Origin of the sequence: Polyangium fumosum, from assembly GCF_005144585.1 — a bacterium.
Lineage (GTDB): Bacteria > Myxococcota_A > Polyangia > Polyangiales > Polyangiaceae > Polyangium > Polyangium fumosum.
Genome location: NZ_SSMQ01000012.1, coordinates 213,066 through 220,017, shown reverse-complemented (window position 1 = coordinate 220,017; position 6,952 = coordinate 213,066). Strand labels below are relative to the sequence as shown.

Below are 6,952 nucleotides of genomic sequence, written 5' to 3'. Positions count from 1 at the left end.
GGGTCCCGGTCTACGTACCCGAGGCACCGGTCTGCGCCACCCGAGCGGATGGGTCGACCCCTCGAGAAGCGAAAAAGTGTCACCCGAGGTCCCGGTCTGAAGTGTCACCCAAGATTCCGGTTGCACAGTCTCCGGACACACGACCTCGTGCCTCGGAGGAACGACGTCATGCCTCGGAAGCGTGCGGCCGAGTCTCCGGACACACGACCTCGTACCTTGGAGAGACGACGTCGTGCCTCGGAAGCGTGCGGCCGAGTCTCCGGACACACGACCTCGTACCTTGGAGAGACGACGTCGTGCCTCGGAAGCGTGCGGCCGAGTCTCCGGACACACGACCTCGTGCCTCGAAGGAACGACGTCATGCCTCGGAAGCGTGCGGCCGAGTCTCCGGAGATACGGGGTCGTGCCTCGGAGGAACGGGGGCGATGGAAGGCGCGGCGGGCTCGTGGCGTCGAGAGACGGGCTCGTCGCCGAAGACCTACGGCCCCCATCGCGGGGTGGGACGGAGGCGTGCCATTTGGAAGGTGAGGCCACCGCGTCACGACAAGACGTCATGCGACGGGACGTTGGCCATCGAGCTGTCCGCGCTTCGCTCTACAGCTCGTCCTTCCCACCCGTGAGCATCGCCTCCAGCCGATCGGCCTGCTCGGCGATGGCCATTGCGATAGCCACGAAGCGGGCCCGGTCCAGCGCTCGCAGCGGATACCGCGCCACGATCGTGTAATGCTCGGCTCGCTCGCAGAGCGCGCCCACGTCGAGCGAGCGGCTCCGACGCAGCGCCTCCTCCGGCGTGAGACGATTCTTGGGGCAAACGGGGCTCTCCAGCGTCACCCACGTTCCTTCACCGCCGCTCTCCTCCTCGAAACGCGGCGTGTGCGCGTGTGCGAGCAGGCCTTGCGTTCGTCCCACCGGCTTTTGCCAGGCGACCGTCACGCCGAAGGCTGTCTCGCCACGCCCATCGAGCGAAAACATGTGGCGTGCGCGACGCGCGAGATCGTCGAAGGACGCCGGTTTGCTCCACGGATCCACGTCTGCTTCGGTCGTTTCCTCTTCCTCGACGTCCTCGCCTGCGGCCACTGCGGCGAGGTCTCGCACGCTCGCGAGCATGGTCTCGGCGATTGCGAAAATGGCGGGCAGCACCGCGCTCGAATCTCGCGGGTCGATCACGAGCGACACGGCCTGGCCGTCGAATCGCACCGAGAGCGTCCCGATGCGCAGCTCCTCCCCGGCGGACTCGGGCAGGAGCGAGGGACCGAGCTCGATGTCGACGTCGAGCCCTTGCGGGGCTTCTTGCTCCATGTCGACGATGGCCCGCGCGATACGTGCGTCCGGAAAAAAGGCCATGGCCTCCTCCAGGCTCGCGAGCGCGTGGGCTGGGGAGAACCGAGCGTAGGGCAGCGTGAAGCAAAACGGACGGGGCATGGTTTTCTCTCAGGAACGGGCGAGCTTGCCTTCTTCGATGGCCAGACCGAGGATGTCCGCCTGCTCGGCGAGCGCGAGCGTGATCTCCAGAAACAACGACGCATCGAGCGCGCGCACGGGATAACTCGTCGTGAGGAGGTACGTCTCGCCGTCGAGCGAGATCTGGAAATCGGCGGCCGTATTGATGCCGACGGCCTCGGACGGCGCGAGCGCCGCGAGTGGGCAAACCTCGCATTCGAGCGCGACCCACGACGCGCCTGCGCCCTCGCCCATGGCGAACGTGGGCTCGAATGCGCGCACGCGGACGCCCTTCTTGCGGGGCGGCTCCTCCCAGGAAACCATGAACGAAAAGGACGTCTCGCCCCCTTCTAAGGCCCCGAACGTCCGCGCGGCGACGACCCGAAGCGCCTCGAAGGCTTCGCCAACCTCGTCCTCGTCGTCTTCTTCGTCCTCTTCCTCTTCCTCGTCCTCGTCCTCGCCGTCTTCGTCCTCGTCGTCCTCGTCTTCTTCCGCTTCCTCGTCTTCTTCCTCGTCCAGCTCGTCTTCGTCTTCCTCGTCCTCGAATTCCTCGTCGTCCTCTTCCTCGTCCTCGTCCTCGTTTTCGTCCTCCTCGATCACCTCGAGGCGACGCAGGACATCCTCGACGATCTTGACGAGCACCGGCATCACGAAGGCGTTTCGTTCGAGGTCCACGGCGAGCGTCGTCTCTTCGCCTTCGGCGGAGAGCGTGATCTCGGCGCTCGGGGCGTCCTCCTCTTCCGGCAATTCGGGGTCGTCGGGCGCGCGGTGGTGCTCGACGAGCGGGCGCGGCAGGGCGATCTCGATGCCGCAAAGGGGTTCGTCGGGGTCGTCAGCGACGTCGAGCTCGACGAACGTGACGCGGGCGCCGGGAAACGCGGCGAGCGACTGCTCCAGCGTGAGGAGGAATCGCGGCAGCTCCAGGCCCTCGAAGGGCAGGGTGAAGGTCGACCAGTTCGACATGAGCGGGCGCGGAGGATACACCTTCGCGGCCCGACGTCACGCGCGAACGGCCCGCGCCGCGCGGTGAAGCGCACCCGCGATGGTGAGGCGCGCATCCGAATCCCGAACGAGGTGGAGGAGCAAACCGACCTGGCCCCCGGGCCGCAATGTTATGTTCCCCTCCGGCACGTGCCACGCGCGCAGAAGCTCGCGCCCGAGCGTGGCCGGGAGAAACGGGTCGGAGAGCCCGAGCACGGCGTGAATTCGCTCCGGCGGAATGCCTGGCTCGCTCGGGGGATCCAAGACATCCCGCAGGCAAGCGAGGGCCTCGCGGGTCCAGCCCGCTTCCAGGATCGCCTGCGACAGCCCCATTCGTTCGGCGAGGGGCGCGTCGAGGATCGCCTCGTCGAGCCGGAGGGCCGCGCCGGCGAGGAAGACGGCGTCGGGGCGCATCCCGCGGGGAAAACTCCGCGCGCGGCCACAAACCGCCTGCGCCACGAGCGCCCCGATGCTCGTGCCCCCGATGCCGACCACGGATGAGCCGAGCTCGCGCGCCCACGCAATGAGCACCGCCATCTCCTGGGCGCCGGCCGCGCACAAACGAAAAAGCCCCTCGGGCCCCGCCGAAAGGCTCGCCTCGCCGCTCGCCTTTCCGGCGGGCGCGCGCCTCCCATGCCAGGGCAGCGCGAGCAGGATGACGCGATGCCCCCGCGCGGCGAGCCCGCGCCCCATGGCCTCCTCCTCGGGCCAATACACATCGTCGTCGCAGGCCGTGAAGAGGCCGCCTGCATAAAGGAACGTCGCCGCGATCTCCTCGCGCCGCTCCGGCTCGAAGACGCGGGCGTGAACGATATCGCCGATGCGCGAGGGCGAACGAAACCGGAGGAGGTATTCGGGTCCGACGGGCCCCGGGAGCGCGCGAGACCGCTCGATCGAAGGCAGCTCCGCGGGCCATCCATAGAGCAGCTCCGGCCGCGCAATCTCCCGCGCCCACCGCGCCGCGACCTCGCCGGGCGAGGGGACGTGGAAGGCGATCGGATCAAAGGGGATCTTTGCAGCGAAGAAACCGAGCGTTCGCTGGGGGACGAGGCACCGCCGCGCGCGCACGCGCCGCTCCATTTCCAGCCGGATGAGCTCGTCGCGCCCGGGCGACGGCCAGGGTTCACCCCAGAGCGCGCGCTCCCAGCGGCGCGTGATGTCCTCCCGCGCCGCGCGCGCCCGCGCGAATTGCGTGAGCCCACGGGCGAGGCGGCGCCGCATCGTCGTCGGGACCTCGTCTTTCACGCCGAGGCGCGCGATCAATTCGTCCGCGTCGGACGAGCCGAGGGCCGCGGCCATGGCGCCGAGGCGCAGGAGGCGCAGCTCGAACGGCAAACGTTCCAGCTTGAATCGTTCATAGGTGGGCGTATCGAGCAGGGCCCCGAGCGGGGAGCTGATCAGCCGGTGCACGGTCGGGGTCGGGAGCCGCGCTCGCATGAGACAGGTCTCTCCCCCATGCACGCGGCTTGCCGCCGCGCGCGGAGCGCAACAAGCGCTCCCTTGTCGGAAAAATGCGCCGGCGGCAAACCGATACCGCCCGCAAAGTACGCAATCGTGCATGTTCTCGGTAGAGGCGCGCGCCGCGTCCGGCGTAGAATCGGCGCATGCAAATTCGCTCGGCTTTCGTGACGGCGTCCCTCGCGCTCCTTTCTTTGCTCGCGCTCGGCGCCTGCACCGGCGTCATCGGCGGGACCGACGATGGCGAAGCCCCGGACGAAGGTGAAGGGGGCTCGGCGGGCGTGCACAATGGCCCCGCGAGCAGCGGCGCAGGCAGTGCAGGCGGCGCGGGCGGCGGTGGTGCGGGGGGGACAAGCACGGGTGGCGCGGGGCAAGGCGCCGGGGGTGGAGGCGCCTCGTCCACGGCGAGCTCCGGCGGCGGCGTCGGCTGCGGGGACAAGACGTGCAGCGGCGGCGAGAGCTGCGAGACGTGCCCGATGGATTGCGGCGCGTGTTGTGGCAATGGAGTTTGCAGCGGCGCCGAGACGTGCATGAACTGCGCCTCCGATTGCGGCGCGTGCGCGATGTGCACGGGCGCCGGCGCGGCCACGACGGCGCTCGACGCCGAGGAGAAGGGATTTTTAGCGATCCTGAACGATTACCGCGCGACGAGCGGCCTGCCGCCGCTCGCGGCGTGCACCTCGTTGAACCGCGCCGCGCAGGGCCACAGCGAGGACATGCGCGACCAGAATTATTTCTCGCACACCGGCCAGAACGGCTCGGGCTTCAGCGACCGCGCGTGCGACGCCTGCTACGACCACGCGTGTCCCGTACAGACCGCGATGGGCGAGAACATCGCCGCGGGCAACAGCACCGCCGACGCGGTCTTCACGCAATGGAAGAACTCGTCCGGACACAACGCAAACATGCTCGGCAGTTCGTACACGGTGATCGGCATCGGTCGCGCGACCGGCGGCGGCGATTACGGCGTGTACTGGACGACGGTCTTCGGCGGTGCGACGGAGGCGAGCTGCAACTGAGCCCTCACGTCACCACGCGCAGCCGCGTCTTTGGCTGAAAGGACGCGTGGCTGCCGGCCTGCGGGGCGCGCATCTCGGGGTTCTGCGCGCGCGACGCGGGCGCGCTCCACACCGCGTAATCGGGCGGGAGCGGCCCCGGGAGCATCGGCTGCACGGTCCGTTCGAGGAGCTGAAACTCGTTGTGCGCTTCGAGCTCGAGCGGCATGCCCCGCAGCGGCCCCGCTTGATCGAGCCACGCCTTCACCTTCTGCACGTTGCGCACGAGCACCCAATGCTGGGGATCCTTGTGCCAGGCCTCCGTGAAGAGGTCTTGCATGTTCTTCCAGGCCGAGCGCCGGGCCGCGATCACCGCGAGCATGTTCAAGCAGAGCCCGGGCAAGGGGTGCCCGAGCTCGAGCGCCCGCGCCGCGTGCCGCTCGGCCGCGTCCAGGTTGTTTTCCCGGTAATGGGCGCTCGCGCAGTCGAGGTGCGCCGCGTGGTGCTCGCCGAGCCGCGCGAGGATCGCCTCGCATTCCGCCGCGCTCTCCCGAAAATGATCACGCAGACCGCTGTTCTCGCGGAACCAATCGCTCATGAGCTTCGTGTCCTCCTCGGAGGCGTCGAACGGAACCTTGAGCTCCTGGAAATCACCCGTGAAATACACTTCCGGGTCGAGCCACCCGGAGGCCGTCGCCTCGTCGTAATCACGCGTGCCGGGGTAGATGGAGAGGCACGAAAAGATGTACTGGTGGGGCCGCGCGCGGTCGAGGAACGCGAGGGTCTCGCGGAACGTCTCGGCCGTCTCGCCGCGGTTGCCGAGCATCATGAAATAACGGACCTTGATGCCGTATTTCTTCGCGAGCGCGGTCGAATCGAGGATCTTCTGGACCGTGATCTTCTTGTCGACCGCCTTCAAGATCTGCGGCGAGCCGCTCTCCACGCCGAGCGAGAGCCGCTCGCAGCCCGCGAGGCGCATCTCGTAGAGCAGCTCCTCGCCGAGCACGTCGACGCGCGTATCGCAGCTCCACAAGAAACGAAGGTTCCGCTCCCGGATGCCGCGGCACAGGTCGAGGACGCGCTTCCGGTTCGTGGTGAACGTGTCGTCCTTGACGAGGATCATCTTCACGGGCAACCGCGCCACGGTCGTTTCGAGCACGTCGAGCACGTGCGACACCGATTGCCCTCGGAACCCGCGTCCCCAGGTGTTCTCGGCCCCGCAGAACGTGCACGCCCACGGGCAGCCGCGGGACGTCATCAGGATGTGCGTGTCGAAAAACGCGTGCGGCGAGGCAAGCGTGTCGAGCTCCTCGATCGACGCGCGGCTCGGCCCCATCTCCACGCGGCCTTCGAATCGATACGCCGCGCCCGCGAGCCCGCGCAAGCTGCGACCCGCCGCGAGGCGATCCACGATCTCCAGGAACGTGATTTCACTCTCGCCGATCGTGGCGACGTCCACCTCAGGCCAGTGTTCGAGGATCTCCTTCGCGAACGGGCTCGCGTGTGGACCCCCGACGATGATGGGCGCCTTCGGGCGGCGCGCGCGGATGGCCTTCGCGACGAGCGCGACGCCGCGGCGGTTCGCGGTCCAGCACGACATCGCGTAGAGATCGGCGTCGAGCGAGGCGAGCACCTCCTCGACCTTCGCCCACGTCATCGCCGAGAGGTTCAGGACCTTGACCTGATGACCGGCGCGAAGAGCCTGCGCCGCGATCGACAACAAGCCATAGGGGATCTGGTAGAAATCCGCGTCGAGATCCCCCTCGCGGTACTCGGCGGGCGGCCCGTCGCCGCGCATGTCATACGGCTCGCCGCGAGCCGGGATCTTCCAGGGCGGGGGATACAGGAGCGCAATACGCATCGGTGCCTCTCGACGCACCGAGTGTAACGGGTCGCGAAGGACCAGCGCCTCAAAAAATCGCGCTCTCCCTCGGCCTGGTCGGCCGGGTAAGCCCGGAAGACGCACGAATCGGACGGGGCCACGCGCCGAACGGCGCACAAAAAAAGACGCGCCACGTGGACCTCGGGGGGGGATAGGTCAACACGCGGCGCGCGAGAGGTGAATAGCAGGGGGGCCC

5 protein-coding genes are annotated in these 6,952 nt (G+C 68.4%); 1 reads left to right on the top strand and 4 read right to left on the bottom strand.

Annotated elements, in window-relative coordinates; translation table 11 throughout:
• Positions 1–594: 594 nt before the first annotated feature.
• The 3 genes from E8A74_RS14515 to E8A74_RS14505 are packed head-to-tail and all read right to left on the bottom strand — an operon-like array spanning position 595 to position 3,858.
• Positions 595–1,422, bottom strand: a complete 828-nt coding sequence (locus E8A74_RS14515; RefSeq protein WP_136929581.1) for a hypothetical protein — start codon at positions 1,420–1,422, stop codon at positions 595–597.
• Positions 1,423–1,431: 9 nt separating this feature from the next.
• Entirely contained in the window at positions 1,432–2,403 is a 972-nt protein-coding gene (locus E8A74_RS53925; RefSeq protein WP_211365361.1) for a hypothetical protein, read from the bottom strand.
• A 36-nt stretch (positions 2,404–2,439) separates the two neighbouring features.
• Complete coding sequence (locus E8A74_RS14505) at positions 2,440–3,858, bottom strand: hypothetical protein (RefSeq protein WP_136929580.1); 1,419 nt, start codon at positions 3,856–3,858, stop codon at positions 2,440–2,442.
• Positions 3,859–4,025: 167 nt separating this feature from the next.
• On the opposite strand from E8A74_RS14505, the gene E8A74_RS52260 reads away from it, so the two are divergent.
• Positions 4,026–4,898: a CAP domain-containing protein gene (locus tag E8A74_RS52260; RefSeq protein WP_170229123.1), complete on the top strand. Its 873-nt coding sequence runs from the start codon at positions 4,026–4,028 to the stop codon at positions 4,896–4,898.
• 4 nt (positions 4,899–4,902) lie between these two features.
• Here E8A74_RS52260 and E8A74_RS14490 read toward each other — a convergent pair whose 3' ends face one another.
• Positions 4,903–6,735 (bottom strand): B12-binding domain-containing radical SAM protein, encoded by a 1,833-nt coding sequence (locus tag E8A74_RS14490; RefSeq protein ID WP_136929577.1) that lies wholly within the window; start codon positions 6,733–6,735, stop codon positions 4,903–4,905.
• Between the last annotated feature and the right edge of the window lie 217 nt (positions 6,736–6,952).